This window comes from Paraburkholderia aromaticivorans, assembly GCF_012689525.1.
In the GTDB taxonomy this organism is placed as follows: domain Bacteria; phylum Pseudomonadota; class Gammaproteobacteria; order Burkholderiales; family Burkholderiaceae; genus Paraburkholderia; species Paraburkholderia aromaticivorans_A.
On sequence record NZ_CP051515.1, the window covers coordinates 967,623 to 989,343 of the forward strand.

15 protein-coding genes and 1 pseudogene are annotated in these 21,721 nt (G+C 62.9%); 7 read left to right on the top strand and 9 right to left on the bottom strand.

All coding sequences use genetic code 11. From position 1 onward, the window contains the following. Positions 1-2: 2 nt before the first annotated feature. From HF916_RS16225 to HF916_RS16235, 3 genes are all read right to left on the bottom strand, one after another. Positions 3-785 (bottom strand): anti-sigma factor, encoded by a 783-nt coding sequence (locus HF916_RS16225; protein WP_168789909.1) that lies wholly within the window; start codon positions 783-785, stop codon positions 3-5. Next, positions 785-1,354 (bottom strand): RNA polymerase sigma factor, encoded by a 570-nt coding sequence (locus tag HF916_RS16230; RefSeq protein ID WP_168789910.1) that lies wholly within the window; start codon positions 1,352-1,354, stop codon positions 785-787. The genes HF916_RS16225 and HF916_RS16230 overlap by 1 nt, the downstream gene beginning before the upstream one ends. A gap of 440 nt (positions 1,355-1,794) precedes the next feature. Further along, positions 1,795-2,727: a dihydrodipicolinate synthase family protein gene (locus HF916_RS16235; RefSeq protein ID WP_168789911.1), complete on the bottom strand. Its 933-nt coding sequence runs from the start codon at positions 2,725-2,727 to the stop codon at positions 1,795-1,797. Positions 2,728-2,863: 136 nt separating this feature from the next. Between HF916_RS16235 and HF916_RS16240 the strand changes: the two genes are divergently transcribed. After that, complete coding sequence (locus tag HF916_RS16240; protein ID WP_168789912.1) at positions 2,864-3,847, top strand: LysR family transcriptional regulator; 984 nt, start codon at positions 2,864-2,866, stop codon at positions 3,845-3,847. Between the two features lie 194 nt (positions 3,848-4,041). Next, complete coding sequence (locus tag HF916_RS16245) at positions 4,042-7,122, top strand: transglycosylase domain-containing protein (protein ID WP_168789913.1); 3,081 nt, start codon at positions 4,042-4,044, stop codon at positions 7,120-7,122. Between the two features lie 52 nt (positions 7,123-7,174). On the opposite strand, the gene HF916_RS16250 is transcribed toward HF916_RS16245, so the two are convergent. The 5 genes from HF916_RS16250 to HF916_RS16270 form a co-directional block, all read right to left on the bottom strand. Then, complete coding sequence (locus HF916_RS16250) at positions 7,175-8,401, bottom strand: ROK family transcriptional regulator (protein ID WP_168789914.1); 1,227 nt, start codon at positions 8,399-8,401, stop codon at positions 7,175-7,177. Between the two features lie 30 nt (positions 8,402-8,431). Beyond that, positions 8,432-9,229, bottom strand: a complete 798-nt coding sequence (locus tag HF916_RS16255) for an ATP-binding cassette domain-containing protein (protein ID WP_168789915.1) — start codon at positions 9,227-9,229, stop codon at positions 8,432-8,434. A gap of 20 nt (positions 9,230-9,249) precedes the next feature. Continuing rightward, on the bottom strand, positions 9,250-10,236 hold the full coding sequence (locus HF916_RS16260; RefSeq protein ID WP_168789916.1) for an ABC transporter permease: 987 nt from the start codon (positions 10,234-10,236) through the stop codon (positions 9,250-9,252). A 92-nt stretch (positions 10,237-10,328) separates the two neighbouring features. Next, on the bottom strand, positions 10,329-11,333 hold the full coding sequence (locus tag HF916_RS16265) for a sugar ABC transporter substrate-binding protein (protein WP_168789917.1): 1,005 nt from the start codon (positions 11,331-11,333) through the stop codon (positions 10,329-10,331). 597 nt (positions 11,334-11,930) lie between these two features. Continuing rightward, the gene (locus tag HF916_RS16270; protein ID WP_168789918.1) at positions 11,931-12,962 is read right to left on the bottom strand and encodes a LacI family DNA-binding transcriptional regulator; all 1,032 of its coding nucleotides are present in this window, start codon (positions 12,960-12,962) and stop codon (positions 11,931-11,933) included. A gap of 194 nt (positions 12,963-13,156) precedes the next feature. Here HF916_RS16270 and HF916_RS16275 point away from each other — a divergent pair, with 194 nt between their 5' ends. From HF916_RS16275 to HF916_RS16295, 5 genes are all read left to right on the top strand, one after another. Continuing rightward, positions 13,157-14,311: an ABC transporter ATP-binding protein gene (locus HF916_RS16275; protein WP_168789919.1), complete on the top strand. Its 1,155-nt coding sequence runs from the start codon at positions 13,157-13,159 to the stop codon at positions 14,309-14,311. Between the two features lie 11 nt (positions 14,312-14,322). After that, complete coding sequence (locus HF916_RS16280) at positions 14,323-16,308, top strand: beta-galactosidase (RefSeq protein ID WP_168789920.1); 1,986 nt, start codon at positions 14,323-14,325, stop codon at positions 16,306-16,308. A gap of 87 nt (positions 16,309-16,395) precedes the next feature. Next, positions 16,396-17,649 carry an ABC transporter substrate-binding protein gene (locus tag HF916_RS16285; protein WP_168789921.1) on the top strand — a complete coding sequence of 418 codons (1,254 nt, stop codon included), beginning with the start codon at positions 16,396-16,398 and terminating at the stop codon, positions 17,647-17,649. A 64-nt stretch (positions 17,650-17,713) separates the two neighbouring features. Then, positions 17,714-18,697, top strand: a complete 984-nt coding sequence (locus tag HF916_RS16290; protein WP_168789922.1) for a carbohydrate ABC transporter permease — start codon at positions 17,714-17,716, stop codon at positions 18,695-18,697. A 10-nt stretch (positions 18,698-18,707) separates the two neighbouring features. Beyond that, on the top strand, positions 18,708-19,559 hold the full coding sequence (locus tag HF916_RS16295; protein ID WP_168789923.1) for a carbohydrate ABC transporter permease: 852 nt from the start codon (positions 18,708-18,710) through the stop codon (positions 19,557-19,559). Between the two features lie 149 nt (positions 19,560-19,708). On the opposite strand, the pseudogene HF916_RS16300 reads toward HF916_RS16295, so the two are convergent. Beyond that, positions 19,709-21,166: pseudogene (locus tag HF916_RS16300) on the bottom strand (tannase/feruloyl esterase family alpha/beta hydrolase); the annotation flags it as partial. Positions 21,167-21,721 lie beyond the last annotated feature (555 nt).

The window sequence follows — 21,721 nt, forward strand, 5'->3', positions numbered from 1 at the left end:
GCCTAGGACACCGGCAGCAACTTGCCGGTGAACACCACCGGACCGCTCGGCGCGTTGTGATCCGGCGAGCCGCCCGGCGCTTCGATCGACACGGCCAGCGCTGCATAATTCTCCGGCTTCTGCTGGCCGGCCGTAACCTTGCCGTTCGCGCTGTCCGGCAGCATGCCGAGCGAGACCGGATGGCCGCTCGCCGGAATGCCCCACAGTTCCATCGCCCGGCCGGCGGGCAGATCGACCTTGCCAAGCGGATGCACCGTCATGGTCGAATGCGCCTCGTCCCACGCGACCAGCATGACCGGATGCGCGTCCTTGTTGTTCAGCACGGCGACATGCGACACCGCCGTTTCGGGTTGCTGAGCAACGGTCGGCGCCGTGACAGGCGGTGTGGCGGACGGCAACAGCGAGCGCACGGCGACCACCACGGCGACCGCGGCGAGGCCCGTGACGCCGAGTGCCCAGCCGCGCCAGAACGCCAGGTTCTCGAAGATGCTGCGCGACGGCCGCGCGGGTGTTTTCACCACCGCGCGAGGACGTGCCGCCTCGCGCGTGGCCGCGAGGTCGAGCCGCCGTTCGATGGCGTCCCAAACGGCGGCCGGCGGCATGCGCGGCTCGGAGAGTTCGGCCATCGGCGAGATGCGCCGCTGCCATTCGTCGACGGCTTTGCGGATCGTCGTATCGTGGTCCGCGTAGCGTTCGAAACGGCGCCGCGCACTGCCGCGCAGCGTGCCGAGCACATATTCGGCGGCCAGCAGATCGACGAGCTGAGGATAGCGATGGAAATTCATCACTCGCCTCCCAGGCAGGTCTTCAGCTTGGCGAGGCCGCGCCGGATCCATGACTTGATGGTGCCAAGCGGCACGGTCAGCACTTCGGCGATCTCGCTATGGCTTTGATCGCGCAGATACGCGAGGGCAACCGCCTGGCGTTGCGCGGGTTCGAGCTGCTGCATGCAGCCGGCCAGCAAACGCGCCTGCAGGCTGACCGCGGTCAGCGCTTCGGGATCCGGATCGCCGGTCGCCACGAGATCGTCCAACGCATCGCTCCATTCCGTTTCCTGCGTGTTGACCCGCCGCAGGTGATCGAGAGCACGGTTGCGGACGATCGCCGACATCCACGTCATCGGGGCGGACAATGCGCGGCGATAGTCGCCGGCAAAGCGCCAGATATTGACGAAGCTGTCCTGCAAAACTTCTTCGGCCCACTCGTGCTTGCTCAATATACGGAGCGCGAGGCCGAACAGTTTCGGGGCGGCGAGATCATAAAGCTCGCGTAACGCCGCGCCATCTTGTTTGGCGACACGTTCGAGCAGTTCGGCGAGCGTTTCCGGCGTCAGTTCTCGAGGATTGGCGGTCATGGAGGGAGTCAGGGTGAGCTTGCGCGCCTATGTTACTCAACTTCTCCGCTAGCTTGTATGTGGTTTTTTTTCGTCGGACTGCATCCGTTAGGACGAGGTTTGCGTATGTGGCTGCAGAGCCCGGCGTTGCGTGTGCTTGCGCCATGACGATAGGGCGCGCCGCGCCGCGCTTTCAGGGCAGTCAGGACACGGGGTGCGTGTGAGTGAGAGCAGGGCCGTTGCGCCAGGCTGACGAAAACCGGAGGCCGGCAACGGAGCCAAGCGAGGCAGGAGGGATAAGGCGTCGCGGGCGGCATGACAAAGCACGGGGTGCACGGCTCATTCCTGAGATCAGGTCCGGGCGGTTGGCGATTCGTCGGCAACCGCCCGGACCGGAATGGGCTTATTTGTTCGTGTGGTTTTTGTCGGTTCAGTTTGCCGCGGCTGTTTCGAGGCGCGCTTTAACGACCCCAGCGCAGCACCAACGGATCGAGCCGCCGCGCAACCTTCAACAGTCCTTCGCGCGTGGCGGGATGCATCTGCGGCAACGGATGGCGTACCGCGTCCGACCGGATCACGCCGCCTTCCTTCATCAGCGCCTTGCACGATGCCAGGCCGCCCTGGCGGTTTTCGTAGTTGATCAGCGGCAGCCATTGCTGATAGTGCGCGGCGGCCGCCTCGGTGTCGCCGGCCGCATAGGCGTCGATGATCAGACGGATGCCGTCGGCGTAGCCGCCGCCCGTCATCGAACCGGTTGCGCCCGCATCCAGATCGGCCATCAGCGTGATCGCCTCTTCGCCGTCCCACGGACCGACGATTGCATCGCCGCCCAGTTCGATGAGCTCGCGCAGCTTGTTCGCCGCCTGCGGCACTTCGATCTTGAAGTACGACACGTTGTCGATCTCGCGCGCCATGCGGGCGAGAAACGGCGCGGACAATGGGGTGCCGCTGACCGGCGCATCCTGAATCATGATCGGGATACCTATCGCGTCGGACACGGTGCGATAGAACTCGTAGATGCCGCGTTCGCCGATGCGGATCGTCGCGCCGTGATACGGCGGCATGACCATGACCATCGCGGCGCCCGCGGCCTGCGCGCTGCGGCTGCGCTCGGCGCACTGGTATGAACTGAAATGCGTGGTCGTGACGATCACCGGCACGCGGCCCGCGACGTGGTCGAGTACCACGTGCATCAGCGTATTGCGCTCGTCGTCGGAGAGGGCGAACTGTTCGGAGAAGTTCGCCAGAATGCACAGCCCGTTCGAACCCGCGTCGATCATGAAGTCGATGCAGCGTTTCTGGCCTTCGAGGTCGAGACGGCCGGCGTCGTCGAAGATGGTCGGCGCGACGGGGAAGACGCCGCGCAATGCAGCAGAGTGGGATGACTGGGTCATGGTGGTGGGCGTTTTGTTGGCGTTGGAATGTCTCCAAAGCCGACTATACGGCGCTGAACACGGCGGGTATATTGAATTGTTTCCATCTTGTGATCGCTTTTGCGACTCACCTCCGCTTCAACCCCGCCACGCCGCCATGAAAGACACCCTCAACGTCCTGCTGTCGAAGCTGCGCATGAAGCAACTTCAATTGCTGATCGCACTCGACGACCTGAAGTCGCTGCACAAAGCCGCCGGCGCGATGTCCATGACGCAGTCAGCCGCCAGCAAGGCCTTGCAGGAACTGGAGTCGATGCTCGACGCGCCGCTCTTCGAGCGCTCGAAAAGCGGCATGATCCCGAACCAGCTCGGCCACTGCGTGATCCGCTACGCGCGCCTCATGACGACCGATCTCACCGCGCTCTGCCAGGACGTCGCCGAGATCCGTTCCGGGCGCGGCGGGCGGCTCGCGATCGGCGCGATCATGGGCGCGATTCCGGAGTGCGTCGTGCCGGCGCTGAATCAATTGCATGCCGGGCAGCCGAATCTTTCCGTCGAAGTGGTGGAAGACACGAGCGCTCGCATGCTGCAGCAACTCGACGACGGCCGGCTCGATCTGGTGATCGGCCGCGCGGCGGTGGCGGCCGATCCGTCGAAATATCACTATCGTCCGCTCGGCGACGAGCCGTTGTCGGTGGTGGTCGGCTACGGCCATCCGCCGTTGCCGAAGAAAGAGGTGAAACTGCGCGATCTGGCCGGTCACCGTTGGGTGATGTATCCGTCGCATATGCCGCTGCACGCGCTGCTCGAACGTGAGATGGATCTGGCCGGTCTGCAGATGCCGGATAACCCGGTTTCCACGGCCTCGACGTTCGTGACGGTGGCGCTCCTGCAAAGCAGTCACGATCTGGTTTCGCTGTTGCCGACGGCGATCGCCGCCTTGTTCGTTCGGCAAAAAATGCTGCGCCTCGTGCCGGTGAAGCTCAAGTCGCCTTCGCAGACTTTTGGCATCGTGCAGCGCAAGGGCGGTGTGCTGTCGCCGCCGGCGGAACAGTTCATCGAATTGCTGTGCGCGCAGCCGATCGAGCAGGCACCAGAACGGCTGCCCGAACACGCGACACGAAAGCAAAAAACCGCCTGAAGCGGCGGTTTTTCATCACAGGAAAGACGCTCAATATCGCATGGCAATTCGCGCCGCGCCATGCTTCGCAAACGAGTGTTGTAGCCGCGACACTCTCGGGTAAATCCGAACGGATCGCAGCTTCGCGTTCCGCGCTACACTGCTTTGAAGGTGCGCCGGGCCAAAAGAAACCGGCGTCCGCTCGGGGAGAGCACATGAATCGGCCACTGGTTCGGCTACCGTTTCGCGCGGCAGGCACGGCGTCTGTGCGCAAGTGGTTCAAATGGGCGCTGGTGGCGGCATTTTTGCTCGCGCTGGCATTGGCGGCACGCTTTTGCCAGAACGAGATCGAAACCTCGCGATTGCAGGCGCACTATCTCTCCGAATTGACTCGCGACGTGGGTTTTTCCGTCGCCGACGGTCCCAGTCATTCCATCCGCTTTCCCCAAGCCGACAAAGGCCCTTACGACAGCCGTCTGGGCTACGCGTTGCTGCCGTCGATCCAGCAGCGCCTGCTGCAACGCGGCTTCGAAATCACCGCCCAGGCGCGCGATTCCGAGCGGATGCTGTCGCTGGCGGATAACGGCCTCTTTCTGCCCTACGAAGAAAAAGATCGCGCGGGCCTGCAACTCTTCGACGGCACCGGCGCGCCGCTTTTTGACGCGCAGTTTCCCGGTCGCGTGTACGACGACTTCGACGCGATTCCGCCGCTGGTCGTGAACTCGCTGCTGTTTATCGAAGACCGCTATCTGCTCGATCCGAACCAGCCGAACCGCAATCCGGCGATCGACTGGGGGCGCTTCAGCCGCGCGTTGGCCGATCAGGGTGTGCGCGTGTTCAATCACCATCAGTCGCAGCCCGGCGGCAGCACACTCGCCACACAGATCGAAAAATTCCGCCACTCGGCGGGCGGCCGCACAGCAACGCCGCCGGAGAAATTGCGGCAGATCGCATCGGCTTCGGTGCGCGCCTATCTGAACGGCCCGCAAACCATGCCGGCGCGCCGGCAGATCGTGGTCCACTATCTCAACTCGGTGCCGCTGGCCGCGCAGCCGGGCATCGGCGAAATCAACGGTATCGGCGACGGCCTCGCCGCCTGGTATGGCCGCGATTTCGATGACGTCAACCGCATCCTGACAGCGCCGTCGACCGAACAGAATCTGCCGGAGCAGGGCGTGGCGTTCCGGCAGGTGCTTTCGTTGATGATCGCGCAACGTGCGCCGTCGTATTTCCTGCATCACGGCTACACGGAACTCGAACGGCTGACCGACAGTTATCTGCGGCTGCTGGCGAACGGCGGCATCGTTTCGATCCCGTTGCGCGACGCCGCGCTGTCCGCGGTGGTCGATTTGCACCGCGCGCCCGTCAAAACAGCCAGCGCGGATTCGTTCGTGTCGCGCAAGGCGGTGACGTCCATGCGTTCGCATCTGCTCGCCGCGCTCGGCATTCCGAGTTTTTACGAACTCGATCGCCTCGATCTGCAGGCGAAGGGCACCCTCAACAATGCCGTTCAGCAGGCCGTGAGCGAACGGCTCGCCGCTGCCGCCACGCGCGACGGCGCGAAAGCCGCGGGTCTGGTCGGCTTTGAAATGCTGCGCGCGTCGGACGATCCGTCGAGGATCGCCTATAGCTTCACGCTGTTCGAGCGGCGCGACGGCGCCAACCTCGTGCGGGTTCAAACCGACAGCGTCAACCAGCCGTTCGACATCAACTCCGGCGCTCGTCTGAATCTCGGTTCGACGGCGAAACTGCGTACCGTGGTGACGTATTTGCAGATCGTCTCCGACCTGCACAAGCGTTATGCACCGCTGAGCACAGCGGAACTGAAAGCTGTGAAGTACGATCCAAACGATCAGCTCACGCGCTGGTCGCTCGACTATTTCGCGCACACCTCGGACCGTTCGCTGCAAGCCATGCTCGACGCGGCCGTGGAGCGCAAATATTCGGCCAGTCCCGGTGAAACGTTCTACACGGGCGGCGGCGCGCAGACCTTCAACAATTTCGAATCCGACGACAACAGCCGCATCCTGACGGTGCACCGCGCGTTCCAGCATTCGGTGAATCTGGTGTTCGTGCGGCTGATGCGCGACATCGTGCATTACGAAATGGTGCAGACCACCGGGCCGTCGTCGCAATGGCTGGGCGATCCTGAGATGCGCAAGATGTATCTGACGCGCTTCGCCGATCAGGAAAGCCGCGTGTACATGAATCGTTTCTACACGAAGTATCACGGCAAGACACCCGATCAGGCGTTGGCGCTGCTGCTGCTCGGCGTGCGCAAATCGCCGCCCAAAGTGGCGACGGTGTTGCGCAGTGTCGCCCCGGACGAGTCGAATGCGTGGTTCAACGTCAAGATGCGCGCGGCGTTGAAAAACACACCGGCCGCCTCCGTGCTCGACGACGAAGACCTGGCGAACCTCTATGCCAAATACGCAATCGACCGCTTCAATCTAAACGATCGCGGCTATATTTCGAGCGTGCATCCGCTGGAACTGTGGACGCTCAACTATCTGCGTGAGCATCCCGACGCCACGCTCGAACAGATCCAGACCGCGAGCCGCGACGTGCGTCTGTCGACGTATTCGTGGCTCTTCAAGACGCGCTATCACGCGACGCAAGACCGCCGCATCAAACGGATGGTCGAACTGCGCGCCTACGATGCGATCGGCAAATCATGGCAGGCGCTCGGCTATCCGTTCGCGACGCTCACGCCTTCGTATGCCGCGGCAATCGGCGCGTCGGGCGACCGGCCGGCCGCGCTCGCGCAACTGATCGGCGTGATCGCCAACAACGGCAACAAGGTGCCGACCGAAAGCCTCACGCAACTCGACTTCGCGAAAGACACGCCTTACGAAACGCATTTCCAGCGCGCGGCGGTGGCGCCGCAACAGCAGTTGTCGCCGGAAATTGCCGGCGTCGTAAAAGTGCTGTTGCGCGATGTGGTGACGGGCGGTACGGCGCGCCGTCTCGCGCAAGGCATGACGTTCCCCGACGGCCAGACGCTCGAGGTGTACGGCAAGACCGGTACCGGCGATCAGCGCTTCAATGTGTTCGCCAAAGGCGCCCGGCTGATCGAGTCGCGCAAGGTGAACCGCAGCGCGACCTTCGTGTTCGCGATGGGCGACCGGTTCTACGGCACCTTGACCGCGTGGGTGCATGAACCGTATGCCGCGCATTACGAATTCACGAGCGCGCTGTCGGTGCAATTGCTGAAGTCGCTCGCGCCGGTGTTGCAGCCGTTGCTGAACGATTCGCCTGCAAAGACGGCTTCCGTCACCAAGGTTGCCGCGCAATGAGCATGAGGTGAAGCGTGCCGGTGTCGATGGAGATGCATCACACCGGCCGCGCTTAATAACCCGTTTCCGCCGCCGGCTTCAGGAAAAGCTCATGCACCGGCGCGAAATGCGCGTAGAGCGGCAGAATCGCGCCGCCCATTGCACGCGCATCGGCGCCGATCGCGCCTTCCAGTAATTGCGGACGCACCATGCCTTCCCATTCGAAGCGGTCGAGCACGCGCTCGGTGCGGCGAATGATTTCACGCACCAGTTGCCGGTCGAGTTCGCCGTCGATCACGATCGCTTCGAGATCGAGCAGGGCGGCCGCATTGGTCAGTGCATTGGCGATCGCGGGACACGCGCTATCGAGCCATTGCTCGGTATGCCGCCACATCTCCGGCGACAACGCGCGATGATCGTGCGCCGCCGCGGCCGGCGCGCCCGCATCGGTCAACAGCTTTTCGAGCACGAAGCCCGACGCCGCGTGCAGCAATTGGCGCGCGGGTTTGCGCGCGCCGCCTTCGCGCAGCGGAATCGAGCCGACCGCGCCCGCGTTGTCGTGCGGGCCGCCATGCAAACGGCCGTCGATGACGAGACCGCCGCCGATAAACGTGCCGACGAACAGATATAGAAAATTGTGGATGCCGCGACCTTGGCCCATTACGAGTTCGGCGGCGCAGGCGGCCGTGGTGTCTTTGGCGAACTCGACGGGCAGGCCGGTCATGGTGCCGATGCGCGAGCGCAGATCGATCTCGTTCCACGCTTCGAGCGCGTCGGGCGGCGCGCCGAGAAAGTCACGCCAGCCGCCGAGCCACAAAGGCGCCGCAACGCCCACGCCGACCACCTGGCTGGCCTTCGCGCCGAGCGTCTGATTCACGCGCGCGAGTTTATTTTCGAGCGCGGGAAACAGCGTGCGTGGATCGGGATACGCGTAGTCTAAGACATCGCGGTGCACCACGTGGCCGGCGAAATCCATCGCCAGCACGTCGAGACTGCGGCGTCCCACCTTGATGCCGATGGTGTACGCGCCTTGCGCGCGCAACGCGATCGGCACCGACGGCTGGCCGATCCTGCCGCGCACGCGCGCCTGCTTTTCGAGCAGGCCGTCGTCGATGAGACGCTCGACGATCATCGACACGGTCTGCATCGAAAGACGTGTGAGGCGGCCCACGTCGGCTTTCGGCAGCGGCCCATGCAAGCGTATCGTCTGCAACACGATACGCTCGTTGAACTGCCGCATGCCGACCTGATTCGAGCCGACCGTGCGTTTGAGGGGCGAGCGGGTGCCGGTGGTTTCCATGGTGAGAGCCCGCTCAGCAGGATGCACGCATCATGCAATCGCCTTGACGTCTGCTTCCTTTGCGCCGGTCATGATTGCCACCGCCTCCGACATGTGGATGTCTTTCCTGTTCACGAGCGCCGCGCGCCGGCCGAGTCGCTGAATATGAATGCGGTCCGCGATCTCGAACACGTGCGGCATGTTGTGGCTGATCAGGATCACCGGCAAGCCGCGATCGCGCACGCGCCGGATCAGTTCCAGCACCATGTTGCCTTCCTTCACGCCGAGCGCGGCGGTAGGCTCGTCGAGAATCACCACGTGCCGCGCGAACGCCGCACTGCGCGCCACGGCCACGCCCTGGCGTTGGCCGCCCGAGAGTGTTTCGACGGCCTGGCGCATCGAACGAATGCCGATCTGCAGGTCCTTCATATGCGCGGTCGCTTCGTCCAGCATGCGGCGCTTGTCGATCATCTTGAAGATCGAGCCGCGCCAGCCGGGTTTGAGCAGTTCGCGCGCAAGGAACAGGTTTTCGGCGATGCTCATGGCGGGCGCCACCGCGAGTTCCTGATACACCGTCTCGATGCCTTGTGCGCGGGCATCCAGCGGGCTGCGGAATTTGACCGGCTTGCCGTCGAGCAGAATCTCGCCTTCGTCCGGCACCGTGGCGCCGGAGAGGGCCTTGATCAACGACGATTTTCCCGCGCCGTTATCGCCGATCACGGCCATGATCTCGCCGGGCAACACTTCGAAGTCGCAACCGTCGAGCGCGGTCACGTTGCCATAGCGTTTGATGAGTCCGCGCGCCTGCAGAACGGGCATCGCGGAAGAAACGGAAGTAGGTGTCGACATGACGGGCTCCTCTAGAGCGTTCAACCGCGACGATGGGAAAGTTTGTCCGCGGCTACCGCGAGAATCACCAGCATGCCGGTGATCAACACCTGGTAGACCGAAGAGACGCCGATCAGAGTCAACCCATTGCGGAACACGCCGACGATCAACGCGCCGAGCAGCGTGCCGACAATCGAGCCGCGTCCGCCGAACAGACTCGTGCCGCCGAGCACGACCGCGGTAATACTGTCGAGATTCTCGGTTTGCCCCGCCTGCGGATCGCCCACGCCGGTACGCGACACGGACAACAGCGCGGCGATGCCGTAAATCGCGCCGGCCAGCGAATACACGGTCAGCAAAATCTTCTGCGACGACAGACCCATGAGCCGCGCGGCCTCGGGATTATTGCCCAGCGCGTACAGATGCCGGCCCGGCACCGTATCGCGCAACACAAACCACGTGGCCAGATACATCAGCAAGGTGAGCACGGTGCCGTAGGTGACATCCGCGGGGCCGAGCTTGAACGTGTTGCCGAAGAACATGATCGCGTCTGGCAGGTTCGACACGCTCTCCGCGTTCGAATAGATCTGCGTGAGCGCGAAGGCGATATTCAGCGTACCCAACGTGACGATGAAGGCGGGCAGTTTGATGCGCGTGATCAGCACGCCGTTGAGGGCGCCGAACAGCGTGCTCGCGCCGACCCCGCAGAGAATCGCGAGGGCCGGCGGTACGCCGAGTGTCACCGCGAATTTGGTCATGATGATCGAGCCGAACGCCATCACCATGCCGCAGGAGAGATCGATGCCACCGGTCAGCACGATCAGCGTCTGGCCGATGGCGATGACCGCGACCACCATGGTTTGCTGCAGGATCAGCGAGAGATTCTGGAACGACAGGAAGCGGTTGCTCTGCGAAATGAAGAAGCCGCAAGCCAGCACCAGCGCGATGAGTGGCCCGACTTCGGCAAGCGATGGCATGCGTTCGGCGAACGAACGTGAGTGGCTGGCGGGCGCAGAAGGAGTCGACATGATGGATGACCTCGATGCATGAGCGTGGCGCTCTGGCCACGCGGCAAATCCGATGGCGGCCCGACGCGGCGGGCCACTCTATTCAGTGCGCGTTACTTGTTGCCCCAGCAGTTGTCGAGGCCGAACTTGGTGTCCTTGCTGTCGAGACCGGACATCGGTTTGTCGGTGATCAGCGTCACGCCGGTGTCCTGATAGCCGGAGACTTTCTTGCCGGTTTTCGCGTACTCGACGCCGGCCGTCACGCCGAGCGAGGCCATCTTCAGCGGATACTGCTGCGAGGTCGCGGCAATGGCGCCAGCCTTGACGTTGCGCACGCCTTCGCAGCCGCCGTCGATGGAGACGATCATCACGCTCTTGTCCTTGCCCGCCGCCTTGAGCGCGCGGTAGGCGCCCGCTGCGGCCGGCTCGTTGATCGTGTAGACCACGTTGATGTCGGGCGACTTCTGCAGGCAGTTTTCCATCGCCGTCTGGCCCTTGGCCTGATCGCCACGCGTGTCCTGGCTGCAGACTACCGAGGGATCGCCTTCCTTCACGCCGAAGCCTTCCAGGAAGCCGTTATGACGCAGCACGCCGACCGAGACGCCGGGCGCGAGATCGAGCGTGGCGATCTTCGCGGGCTTGCCGTTGAGCGCGGCTTTCGCGTACTTGCCGATCAGCACGCCGGCCTTGAAGTTGTCGGTGGCGAAAAGGGCGTCGGTCGCGTCTTGCGGATCAGTCGGCGTGTCGAGCGCGACCACCATCACGCCGGCCGCGCGCGCTTTCTTGATGCTCGGCACGATCGCCTTGGTGTCGCTCGGCGTGATCAGGATCGCTTTCGCACCGGCCGTCATCATGTTTTCGATGGCGGTGACCTGGCTCGCGTTGTCGCCGTCGAATTTGCCGGCGGCGGTGATCAGCTTCGCGCCGTTTTTCGAGGCGGCCGCTTCCGCGCCCTGTTTCATCTTCACGAAGAACGGGTTGGTGTCGGTCTTGGTGATGAGGCCGACGACAGGCTGGTCAGCCGCCTGGCTCGCGCTCGCACACCATACCGCCGATGCCGCGACGCACATCGACACGATTTTCCTGGCGACAGGAAGCCTGCGGGAATTCAGATTCATGGGACGCTCCTCCGGTTTTTGGCAACGACGTTGTGGTACTGGCGGTTGCCTGCGCGAACGCTGCGTGCTGACAACCTGGTTTGCGGTCTGCTGCGAAATGAAGGTGGTTCGAAACGACCTGGACTTGGGTCGATTCTCGCCGCCTAAATCACTTTGGTTGATTTAGTACAGCAGGCGCGTCGACGCGCGTCAAGGAAATCATCGGAATGGCAGATTGCGCGCGAAAAGCTGCCAGCTGGCTGCACGCCTTATGTGGTGGGGATTCGGCGGAGTGGTGCGGTGCGAGATCGAGCGTTCGGGCTTGGGGAAAGTCCTGGCTCGCGTGAAAGTAAAGTGAAAGCTGATTGAGGTTTTCTCGACGCCAAATCGTTTGCGTCGCAAGGGTATTCAGCGAACCCTGAAGTGCGCGGACATCGCGGTTATCACGATGTCCGTGACGAATCGGCTTAGCGGCGCGGCGCGAGCGCTTGCCGCCTCGTTTCGGCCCGTAGGCCGTGGAACCGCTTGCCGCAGGCGTTTGCGGGCGGCGCGTGAGGAAGGCGGCGCGCGCGTAGCGAGGATTCGCTACGTAACGTCCGTGATGCTGTTACGGCCACATCAGCGCGAACGCGGTACGCCCGTGGATGCGCGCACGACCAGTTCGGGCGGCGAGGCGATGCGCATCGGCACGCTGGCCGTTGGGCGACCCGCCTGTCCATACGACGACTCGATCAACTCGCGCAGCAGCGATACCGCAAGTCCGGCGACTTCGACCGTCGGTACGGCGACCGTCGTCAACGCGGGGCGCGACTCGCGCGCGAGCTGGATATCGGTGATGCCGATCACGGACAGGTCCGCCGGCACGTTCAGGCCGAGGTCGGCGGCGGCGTGCATCGCGCCGAGCGCGGGCAGGTCGTTGGTCACGAAAATCGCGGTGAGCTTCGGATCGCTTTCGAGCAGCGCGCGTGCCGCTTCGTAGCCGCCCTGGATCGTGTCCGCCGCATGTTTGACACGGCCTTTCGGCGCGCCGCCGGCGCGCAGTGCATCGACGAAACCTTCGTAACGGGCCGCATGAATGCCCGAGGCTTTGCTGCCGACAATCGCGCCGATCCGCCGATGGCCGAGCTCCAGCAAATGCGCACCCGCCAGTTCGCCCGCGCGCCGGAAATCGACCGCGACGCACGGCAGCCCCGGTGGTTCGTTAGGCCGTTCCCACATGCACAGCACCACCGGCGTGCCGCGCGATTCGGTCGTATGGAGATCGGCGAAATCGAGGTTCGCGTTCGTCACGAGCACGCCCTCGGAAAGCGTGCCGGCGATCTGGTCGAGATACGCGCGGCCGGTGTGCGGATCTTCGTTCGTATTGCAGATGATCACGAAGTGGCCGCTGGTGCGCGCCGCGCGTTCGACGGCGAGCGCGAACTCCGGATAGAACGGATTGGCGATGCTCGACACCATCAGCGCGAGGGTCGGCGCGCGACCTTCGGCGAGCGCGCGAGCGGCGAGATGCGGGCGGTAGCCAAGCGCTTCGACGGCTTCGAGCACGCGCTGCCGGGTGGTCGCGCCGACCCGGCCACGGTTGCGCAGCACGTTGGATACCGTCGCCGGCGTGACGCCGGCATGACGCGCGACTTCGCTGAGTGTAGGCATGGTGTTTTCAGTATTTGGGACGGCTGTCCGACATTTGCATCACGCGCCAAGGCGCGGCACCATCTGTCGCACAAACAAAACGATCTCGGAGACAGGCAAGGCCCCAACGATCCCAAGCGATCGATTTTTTTCGGCCCTGCTGATTAAGCGCTTAATCTCCGACTTCGAGCCGATTAAATCACGGAGTCGATGCAATGGCGAGCATTTCGTTAAGAGGCGTGCAGAAGGCGTATGGCGACGGCGCGCCGGTGATCCGCGACGTGGATCTCGAGATCGGCGAAAACGATTTCTGCGTGTTTCTCGGTCCGTCCGGCTGCGGCAAGTCCACCTTGCTGCGCATGATCGCCGGCCTCGAAGACCTCAGCGACGGCGACCTATCGATTGGCGGCAAACTCATGAACGACGTGCCGGCCGCGCAACGCGGCGTGGCAATGGTGTTCCAGAGCTACGCGCTGTTTCCGCACATGAGCGTGTTCGAGAACATGGCGTTCGGCCTGAAGCTCGCAAAAACCCCGAAGGATGAAATCGACCGCAAGGTGCGAGAAGCCGCGCGCATCCTGCAACTGGAAGCCTTGCTCGAACGCAAGCCCAAGGCGTTGTCCGGCGGCCAGCGGCAGCGGGTGGCGATCGGCCGCGCCATCGTGCGCCAACCTGGCGTGTTTCTGTTCGACGAGCCGCTTTCCAATCTCGATGCCACGCTGCGTGGCCAGACTCGCATCGAGATCGCGCGGCTGCATAAGCAGTTCGCCAAAGCCAGCGTGGTCTATGTGACGCACGACCAGATCGAAGCGATGACGCTCGCCGACAAGATCGTGCTGCTGCATGCCGGTAAGGACACCGAGCGCTACGGCAGCATCGCGCAGATCGGCGCGCCGCTTGAGTTGTACCACCGTCCGAAGAGCCGCTTCGTCGCGGGTTTCATCGGTTCGCCGCGCATGAATTTTCTGCCGGGAAGAGTGGCCTCGGTCGATGCGCAAGGCGTGACCGTCACGCTCGATCACACGGAAGAAACCGTGCGCGTGCCGGTGAACGGCGCGGGGTTGCAAACCTCGCAAGCGGTCACGCTCGGCGTGCGCCCTGAACACCTGGAATTTGTCGATCCGTCTTCCGTCGCGCCTGACGACGCCGTGCTGACGCGCACCGTGTCGCTCGTCGAACAGCTCGGCGAACACAGCTACGTCCACCTCGATCAGCCCGGCGGCGCCGCGCTGATCGCCAAAGCGCCGGGCAATACGCGCCTCGCGCCCGGCGAGAGCGCGAGCTTGCGCGTGCCGCCGTCCGCCTGCCATTTGTTTACCGAAGACGGCTTTGCCGCCGCTTCGCTTGAATCCGTCGAACACTACGCATAGAGGACATTTGGATGCGCCTTGGAGTCTGTTATTACCCGGAACACTGGCCGGAGTCGATGTGGGAAGACGACGCTCGCCGGATGAAAGCCCTCGGCATCGAACAGGTGCGGATCGCCGAATTTGCCTGGAGCCGGATCGAGCCGACGCCTGGCGAATACGATTGGGGCTGGCTCGACCGCTCGATCGATGTGCTCGGCGCAGCCGGCCTGCAGGTGGTGATGTGCACGCCGACAGCGACGCCGCCGAAGTGGCTGATCGATCGTCATCCCGACATTCTGCCGGTCGGCGCCGATGGCCGTCCGCGTGCGTTCGGTTCGCGGCGTCATTACGACTTCTCGTCGCCGTCGTATTTCACCGCATCGCAGAAGATTTGCACGGCGGTGGCCGAGCGCTACGGCAAGCATCCGGCTGTCGCTTACTGGCAGACCGACAATGAGTTCGGCTGCCACCACACGGTGGTCAGTTATTCGCCGGCGGCGGTGGGGCGCTTTCGCGAGTGGCTTAAAGCGCGCTATCACACCATCGACGCGTTGAACTGCGCGTGGGGCACGGTGTTCTGGAGCATGGAGTACCGCAGCTTCGAAGAGATCGACGCGCCGGTGGCGACCGTGACGGAAGCGCATCCTTCGCATCGCCTCGACTATCGGCGTTTCGCGTCCGACGAAGTGGCGCGCTATAACCGCATGCAGGTCGAGATCATCCGCGCGCATTCGCCGGGTCGGCCGGTCGCGCACAACTTCATGCAGCTTTTCACCGAGTTCGATCACTACAAGGTCGCCGCCGATCTCGACGTGGCGACGTGGGACAGCTATCCGCTCGGCGCGCTCGAAGAGCAATGGTTCGCGCCGGAGGTGAAGGCGCGTTGGCTGCGCAGCGGGCATCCGGATTTCGCGTCGTTCAATCACGACGTCTATCGTGGCATGTCGAAGCTGCCGTTCTGGGTGATGGAGCAGCAGCCGGGTCCGGTGAACTGGGCGCTGTGGAATCCGGCGCCGCTGCCGGGCATGGTGCGGCTGTGGAGCTGGGAGGCGTTCGCGCATGGCGCGGGTTGCGTGTCGTATTTCCGCTGGCGTCAGGCGCCGTTCGCGCAGGAACAGATGCATGCGGGACTGAACACGCCCGATAACCGGCTCGACGTGGGCGGCAACGAGGCTGCACAGGTTGCCGGCGAGATTCGCACGGTGCTCGCCGCGAATGCCGACGCCAATGCCACGATCCGTTCGAAAGTCGCGCTCGTCTACGACTACGAGGCGAAGTGGCTGTTCGAGATTCATCCGCAGGGAGCGGACTTTCACTATCCGCGCTTCGCCTTCGAGTATTACTCGGCGTTGCGTTCGCTCGGCCTCGACGTGGATATCTTGCCGGTCGACGCGCCGCTGGACGGCTACAGCCTGATCGTCGTGCCGCCGCTGCCGGTCGTGCCTGCGGAGTTTGCAGAGCGTCTGGCGAGTTCGGGTGCGCAGGTTGTGCTCGGACCGCGCACGGGTTCGAAGACTAAAGATTTGCAGATTCCCGTGAACCTGCCGCCCGGTGCGCTGGCTTCGGTGCTGCCGCTGCGCGTGTGGCGCGTCGAATCGATGCGGCCGAACGTGACTGAAGCGGTGCGGCTCGCTGGTACCGGGGACGCGAGCGAAGCAGACGGTTTCGCGCGTCATTGGCGTGATTTCATCGACAGCGACTCGGCGGAATCGCTCGACGTGCGCGCCCGATTCGCGGACGGCCATCCCGCGTATGTACAAGGCGGAGCGTTCCATTACCTGGCGAGTCTGTTCGATGACGCGTTCACGGTGCGTCTGTTTGCGCGGATCGCACAGGAAGCGGGTCTCGAAACGATGCCGCTCGGCGACGGCGTGCGAGTGAGCCGCCGCGGCGCGCTGACCTACGTGTTCAACTACGGCGACGAAGCGCACACGCTCGCCGGTGTAGCCGACGACGCTTTCGTGTTCGGTTCGCCCGCGATCGAACCACAGGGCGTGGCCGTCTATCGATCACGATGACGGTCTGATGCACCGACGCAGTGTCCGATGAAATTCCAAGCAGTAACGACAACGACGCAAAATCAAGGAATCAAGGAGACAGGCAACATGAAACTGAAACCACGCAAGATTCTGTTGGCACTCGCGCTGGCCGCCGCGGCGGTGGGGACGTCAGCCGTCAGCACGGCACAGGCGGGCACGCTCACGGCCAATATCGCGTTCAAGGGCGCGAGCCAGCGCGCGGTCTGGCAGTCGGTCATCGACGACTTCAAGAAGGCGCATCCCGGCATCGACGTGAAAGTGTCGTTCGTCGACGAAGAAGCGTACAAGGTGCAATTGCCCGGCTGGCTGACGACAGTCGCGCCCGATATCGTCAACTGGCATGACGGCGAACGCATGGCCTATTACGCGCAGCGCGGTCTGTTCGAAGACCTGAGCGGCGACTGGTCGAAGAACGGCTGGAACGAGATGTATGCGTCGACCAAGGAAGCGTCGTCGTATAAGGGCAAGCAGTACGCCGCGCCGACCGTGTACTACTCGTGGGGCATGTTCTATCGCAAGGATCTCTTTCAAAAGGTAGGTATTGGCGGCGAGCCGAAAACCTGGGATCAGTTCCTCGAAGACTGCAAGAAGCTGAAGGCCGCCGGCATCACGCCGATCGCCGTGGCGGGCCGCGACGCATGGACGCTCGCGGGCTGGTTCGATTATCTCGACCTGCGCGTGAACGGCAATGCGTTCCACCAGAAACTGATGGCGGGCGAGATTCCGTACACCGATCCGCGCGTGAAGAAGGTCTATACGACGTGGAAGCAATTGATCGACGCGGGCTATTTCATCGACAACTCGCTCTCCTACGATCTCGATTCGGTGCAGCCGTTCCTGTTCCAGGGCAAGGCGGCGATGATGCTGATGGGCACGTTCATCACAGCGGGTTTCCCGCCGAACGTGAAGCCGGAAATGGGCTACTTCCAGTTCCCGATCATCGACGCGAAGGTGCCGACTGCTGAAGACGGTCCGGTGGAGTCGCTGCATATTCCGTCGAAGGCGAAGAACAAGGCGGATGCGCACACGTTCCTGGCGTTCGTCGAGACACCTGAAATCGGCGCGAAGCTGGCGACTGGTCTCGGCTCGCTGTCGGCGAACAGCAAGTCGCCGGAACCGGAAGATCCGATCTCCAAGATCGGCTTCCAGATTCTTGCGAACACCAAAGGCGGTATCGCGCAATTCTATGATCGTGATATGACCAAGGAAATGGCCGACGAAGGCATGAAGGGGATGCAGCAGTTCATCTCCGACCCCACGAAGCTCGACGATGTGCTCGCGCAACTCGAGCAGACGCGCAAGCGGATCTACAAGAAGTGAGCGGTGGCGGCCGCGAGGCCGCCTTCCGTTGCATTGGAGTTGAAGTTGGATCTGGATCTGGAGAATGATCGTGTCGCATTCCGTCACCCGCCACACTGTCGGCGGTCCTGCTGAACCTGGCGGCCCGGGCTTGCCCGCACCGGGCGGCGCCGTGCGCGGCGGCAAACCGGCCGGCGCACGGCGCCGCGGTCCGTCGCCCACCGCGCGCCGGCAGCGGCGCGCCGCTTTTCTGTTCCTCGCGCCGGCCTGCGTGATGGTGGCCATCTACGTGGTGTGGCCGATCCTGTCGACCATCCGCCTGAGTTTTTTCAACTGGGATGGAATGAGCGAGCCGTCGTTCATCGGCCTCGCGAACTATGTGGAGTTGTTCCATGCGCAGACGTTCTATACGGCGCTGAAGAACAACGTCATCTGGTTGCTGCTGTTCCTGCTCGCTCCGCCGATGGGACTCGCCGTCGCGTTGTATCTGAATCAGGCGGTGGCCGGCATCCGTATCGTCAAATCGCTATTTTTCGCGCCGTTCGTGTTGTCGGGCGTGGTGGTCGGCTTGATCTTCTCGTGGTTTTACGACCCGACCTTCGGCCTGCTCGCCACGATTCTCGGCCACGGCGTGCCGGTACTCGGCGACCCACGCTATGCGACGTTCGGCATCGTGTTCGCGGCGCTGTGGCCGCAAACCGCCTATTGCATGATTCTCTATCTGACCGGGCTGACGTCGCTGAACGCTGAACAGATCGAGGCCGCGCGCATGGAAGGCGCGCGCGGCTGGTCGATGCTGTGGCACGTGATCCTGCCGCAACTGCGCCCGACCACGTTCATGGCGATCGTCGTGACCATCATCGGGGCGCTGCGCAGCTTCGATCTGATCTCGGTGATGACGAGCGGCGGTCCGTTCGAAAGCTCGACCGTGCTCGCGTATTACATGTACGACCAGGCGATCAAGTACTACCGCATCGGCTATTCGGCGGCGGTGGCGGTCGTGCTATTCGCCATCATGCTGGTGTACATCGTTTATCACTTGCGGCGGATGCTGCGCGCCGAGCAATAAGGAGCCGACCATGTTTCCGATTCCCATCGACAAATGGAAGCCGGCCACTCGCCGCATGTACAAATTGACGCTGCCGGTCGCGCTGGTGATCTGGCTGCTGCCGATGATCGCCGTGCTCGTCACGTCCGTACGTTCGACGGAAGAGCTGAGCGAGGGCAACTATTGGGGATGGCCGAAGCACTTCGCGATGTTCGATAACTATCGCGAGGCACTGACCACGTCGCCGATGTTGCATTACTTCTGGAACAGCGTGTTGATCACGGTGCCTGCCGTAGTGGGCTCGATTGCATTGGCGGCGATGGCCGGATTCGCGCTGGCGATCTACCGGTTCCGCGGTAATTCGACCTTGTTCGCGACGTTCGTGGCAGGGAATTTCGTGCCGGTGCAGGTGTTGATGATTCCGGTGCGGGATTTGTCGCTGCAACTCGGTCTGTTCAATACCGTCAGTGCGCTGATTCTGTTTCATGTGTCGTTTCAGACCGGATTTTGCGCGCTGTTTCTGCGCAACTTCATCAAACAGTTGCCGTTCGAACTGGTCGAGGCGGCGCGCATCGAGGGCGCGAATGAGTGGACCGTGTTCTTCAAGATCGTGCTGCCGTTGATCCGGCCGGCGCTCGCGGCATTGGCAATTCTCGTGTTCACGTTCGTCTGGAACGACTACTTCTGGGCGCTGTGTCTGACCCAAGGTGACGACGCCGCGCCGATTACCGTGGGCGTGGCCGCGTTGAAAGGGCAGTGGACTACGGCCTGGAATCTCGTTTCGGCGGGATCGATTCTCGCGGCATTGCCGTCGGTGGCGATGTTCTTTGCGATGCAGAAGCATTTTGTCGCCGGTTTGACGTTTGGGGCGACGAAGGGTTGAAGTGGTTGTGTGTCGTGTCGAGAAGGGTTGCCCGCGAAAGCGGGCTTTTTTCTTGCGATTGAAGCTCCCGCTATTCGCATTGCCTCGCAAGAGGAGCGGATAGCAGGAGCGTGGTCAGTTCAATTGAATTCAATAGTGCTTGCCTGACCTCAGTTATTGTCCCAGTGAGTCGGGACCTTGCGATAGCTGCTCCAGTTGTTGCCGCCTTTGCAGATCAGATCCGAACCGTGAGTCTGGCACCAGGCTTCGTAACCCGGCGAGTAGAGCCACTCACCGATCCAGTGCAGATCGACGCGCGGATCCGACGACGGCGTGGAGGCCACGAAGTTGGCCGCGTCGTCCGTGCTGCCCGAGCCCGTGTAATGAGCCACCGCCGGATACGGGAACACCGGACGCGTGCGCGTCGTTTGACCATTCGCATCCACGATCGAGGCGACGATCTTGCCCGGTTTGATGCCGGTCTCCGCCCACGCCATCACCGACGTCACGATGTCGAACGTGTTCGGGCCATTGCCGCCACCGCAGTGCGCGACGCCGGGGAACAGATAGAGCTTCGTGAACTGGTCGACCTTGTCGCTACCCATGTAGTACTTCATCGGCTCGTAGTACTCGATGGTCCCGCGCGGCGTAATGTGCTGATCTTCGAGGCCATGCCACAGAATCAGCTTGCCGCCGCGACGCGCGAACGGGCTCAGGTCCGGATCGGTTGCCGCGAGATAGCTCGACACCGGCACGGTCTTCAGGAAGCCTTCGATCGTGAACTTGAGGTTGCTCAAGGTGGCGGAAGGATTCGAGCCGTTGAGATAGTCGAGGTACTGCAGGAACGGCAGAACGAAGCTGATGCTCCCGCTCGGTCCGGCGTCGGTGGCCGGCACGAACAGACTCCAATTCAACTCGCCGCCCCATTCGCGCGAAACCGGCTGTTCGAGGTGGACGCCGTCCGTATCGGTCGCGCCGTCATGAATCTCGCGGACGACATTCACTTCGGCTTGCGAGAGGCAGGTGGATGCCGCCTGGCCTTTTGCGCACAGCATGGATTGCGGGTTGAAGTGGCATACCTGCGGATTGTCGATCACGCCGTCGGCCACGCCGTCGATGCTATCGCACGCTTGCAGCACGGCAGCGTGGATCAGCGGCAGCTTGCTCGCGAGCAGAATGTATTTGCCGGTCTTCGGATCGACGTTGATCACCGCGGGCCATGCGTGATGGAACGTGTTCTGCACGATGAGGTCGTTCGCCGGCGCGCCCGCTGCGATACCGTCGAAGTCGTCGGGGAAACGCTGTGCTTCCATCAACGCTTCACGGCCGCCATCGGAACAACCATCGAAGTACGAATACTTCGCTGGCCGCGCGTAGAACTTGTTGATGATCGCTTTGGACACCTGTGCGGTGGCATGTTCCGCGCAATACGCGAAATCGATCTTGGTTTGCGGATTGAGCGCCCACGAGCCGTCGTTGCCACCTTCGTGACCCATGTCGGTCGCGGCCATCGCGATCTGTCCGTTGGTGATGGGCACACAGGTCGAAGCCATCGGCGCGTTGACGGAGAGGTTGCCGCACAAGCCGCCACAACCGGCTTGCAAGTAGCGATCTTTGTCTCCTGTCGTTGTCGTCGATTAATACGGGGCGGACACTGTCCGCGACCGTCGGAATAGGGACCGTTTGGAGCGCACCGCAATCGACCTCGGTGCGCGGGTTCAATATAGGCGGGCGTCGTGTGGGAAAGAAGGCGTGGCATGGCTGCCAGAAGGACAATCAAAATAAGCTATCCGAAACTTTCTATCTGTTGCAGCGAATTACGGGCGCGATCTGGAGCGCTTCGTTAATTAGAAAGCTATGCAAAATCAACGGGGTAGGGCGAAGCGTCGCACGGTTCCGCGAAGCGGCATGCGGAGCAGTTCCGCAGCCTGCGTCTGTCCGCGCGATAAGAAAAATCGATTGGATTGCATAACTTTCGCAATCGCTGCTGCGATCGATACCATCATCGATGTCGTCGGCGCTGCGTGGAAATATCGTGTAAGCACTTTTGAATCACGGCGTGTTCTCCCTTCATCGCGCCATCTCGCGAGCGCTATCCTGCTGTCACAGCCAGCGCAATCCCTGATTGACTGGCAGCAGGCCGCGACATAGTTTCGTCACGCCTGAGCCCGGTTACTTCACTG

What these genes read in the sequence shown, in the direction of transcription:
- HF916_RS16225 (WP_168789909.1), bottom strand. Translation starts at nt 785, where the DNA reads ATGAATTTCCATCGCTATCCTCAGCTCGTCGATCTGCTGGCCGCCGAA.
- HF916_RS16230 (WP_168789910.1), bottom strand. Translation starts at nt 1,354, where the DNA reads ATGACCGCCAATCCTCGAGAACTGACGCCGGAAACGCTCGCCGAACTG.
- HF916_RS16235 (WP_168789911.1), bottom strand. Translation starts at nt 2,727, where the DNA reads ATGACCCAGTCATCCCACTCTGCTGCATTGCGCGGCGTCTTCCCCGTC.
- HF916_RS16240 (WP_168789912.1), top strand. Translation starts at nt 2,864, where the DNA reads ATGAAAGACACCCTCAACGTCCTGCTGTCGAAGCTGCGCATGAAGCAA.
- HF916_RS16245 (WP_168789913.1), top strand. Translation starts at nt 4,042, where the DNA reads ATGAATCGGCCACTGGTTCGGCTACCGTTTCGCGCGGCAGGCACGGCG.
- HF916_RS16250 (WP_168789914.1), bottom strand. Translation starts at nt 8,401, where the DNA reads ATGGAAACCACCGGCACCCGCTCGCCCCTCAAACGCACGGTCGGCTCG.
- HF916_RS16255 (WP_168789915.1), bottom strand. Translation starts at nt 9,229, where the DNA reads ATGTCGACACCTACTTCCGTTTCTTCCGCGATGCCCGTTCTGCAGGCG.
- HF916_RS16260 (WP_168789916.1), bottom strand. Translation starts at nt 10,236, where the DNA reads ATGTCGACTCCTTCTGCGCCCGCCAGCCACTCACGTTCGTTCGCCGAA.
- HF916_RS16265 (WP_168789917.1), bottom strand. Translation starts at nt 11,333, where the DNA reads ATGAATCTGAATTCCCGCAGGCTTCCTGTCGCCAGGAAAATCGTGTCG.
- HF916_RS16270 (WP_168789918.1), bottom strand. Translation starts at nt 12,962, where the DNA reads ATGCCTACACTCAGCGAAGTCGCGCGTCATGCCGGCGTCACGCCGGCG.
- HF916_RS16275 (WP_168789919.1), top strand. Translation starts at nt 13,157, where the DNA reads ATGGCGAGCATTTCGTTAAGAGGCGTGCAGAAGGCGTATGGCGACGGC.
- HF916_RS16280 (WP_168789920.1), top strand. Translation starts at nt 14,323, where the DNA reads ATGCGCCTTGGAGTCTGTTATTACCCGGAACACTGGCCGGAGTCGATG.
- HF916_RS16285 (WP_168789921.1), top strand. Translation starts at nt 16,396, where the DNA reads ATGAAACTGAAACCACGCAAGATTCTGTTGGCACTCGCGCTGGCCGCC.
- HF916_RS16290 (WP_168789922.1), top strand. Translation starts at nt 17,714, where the DNA reads ATGATCGTGTCGCATTCCGTCACCCGCCACACTGTCGGCGGTCCTGCT.
- HF916_RS16295 (WP_168789923.1), top strand. Translation starts at nt 18,708, where the DNA reads ATGTTTCCGATTCCCATCGACAAATGGAAGCCGGCCACTCGCCGCATG.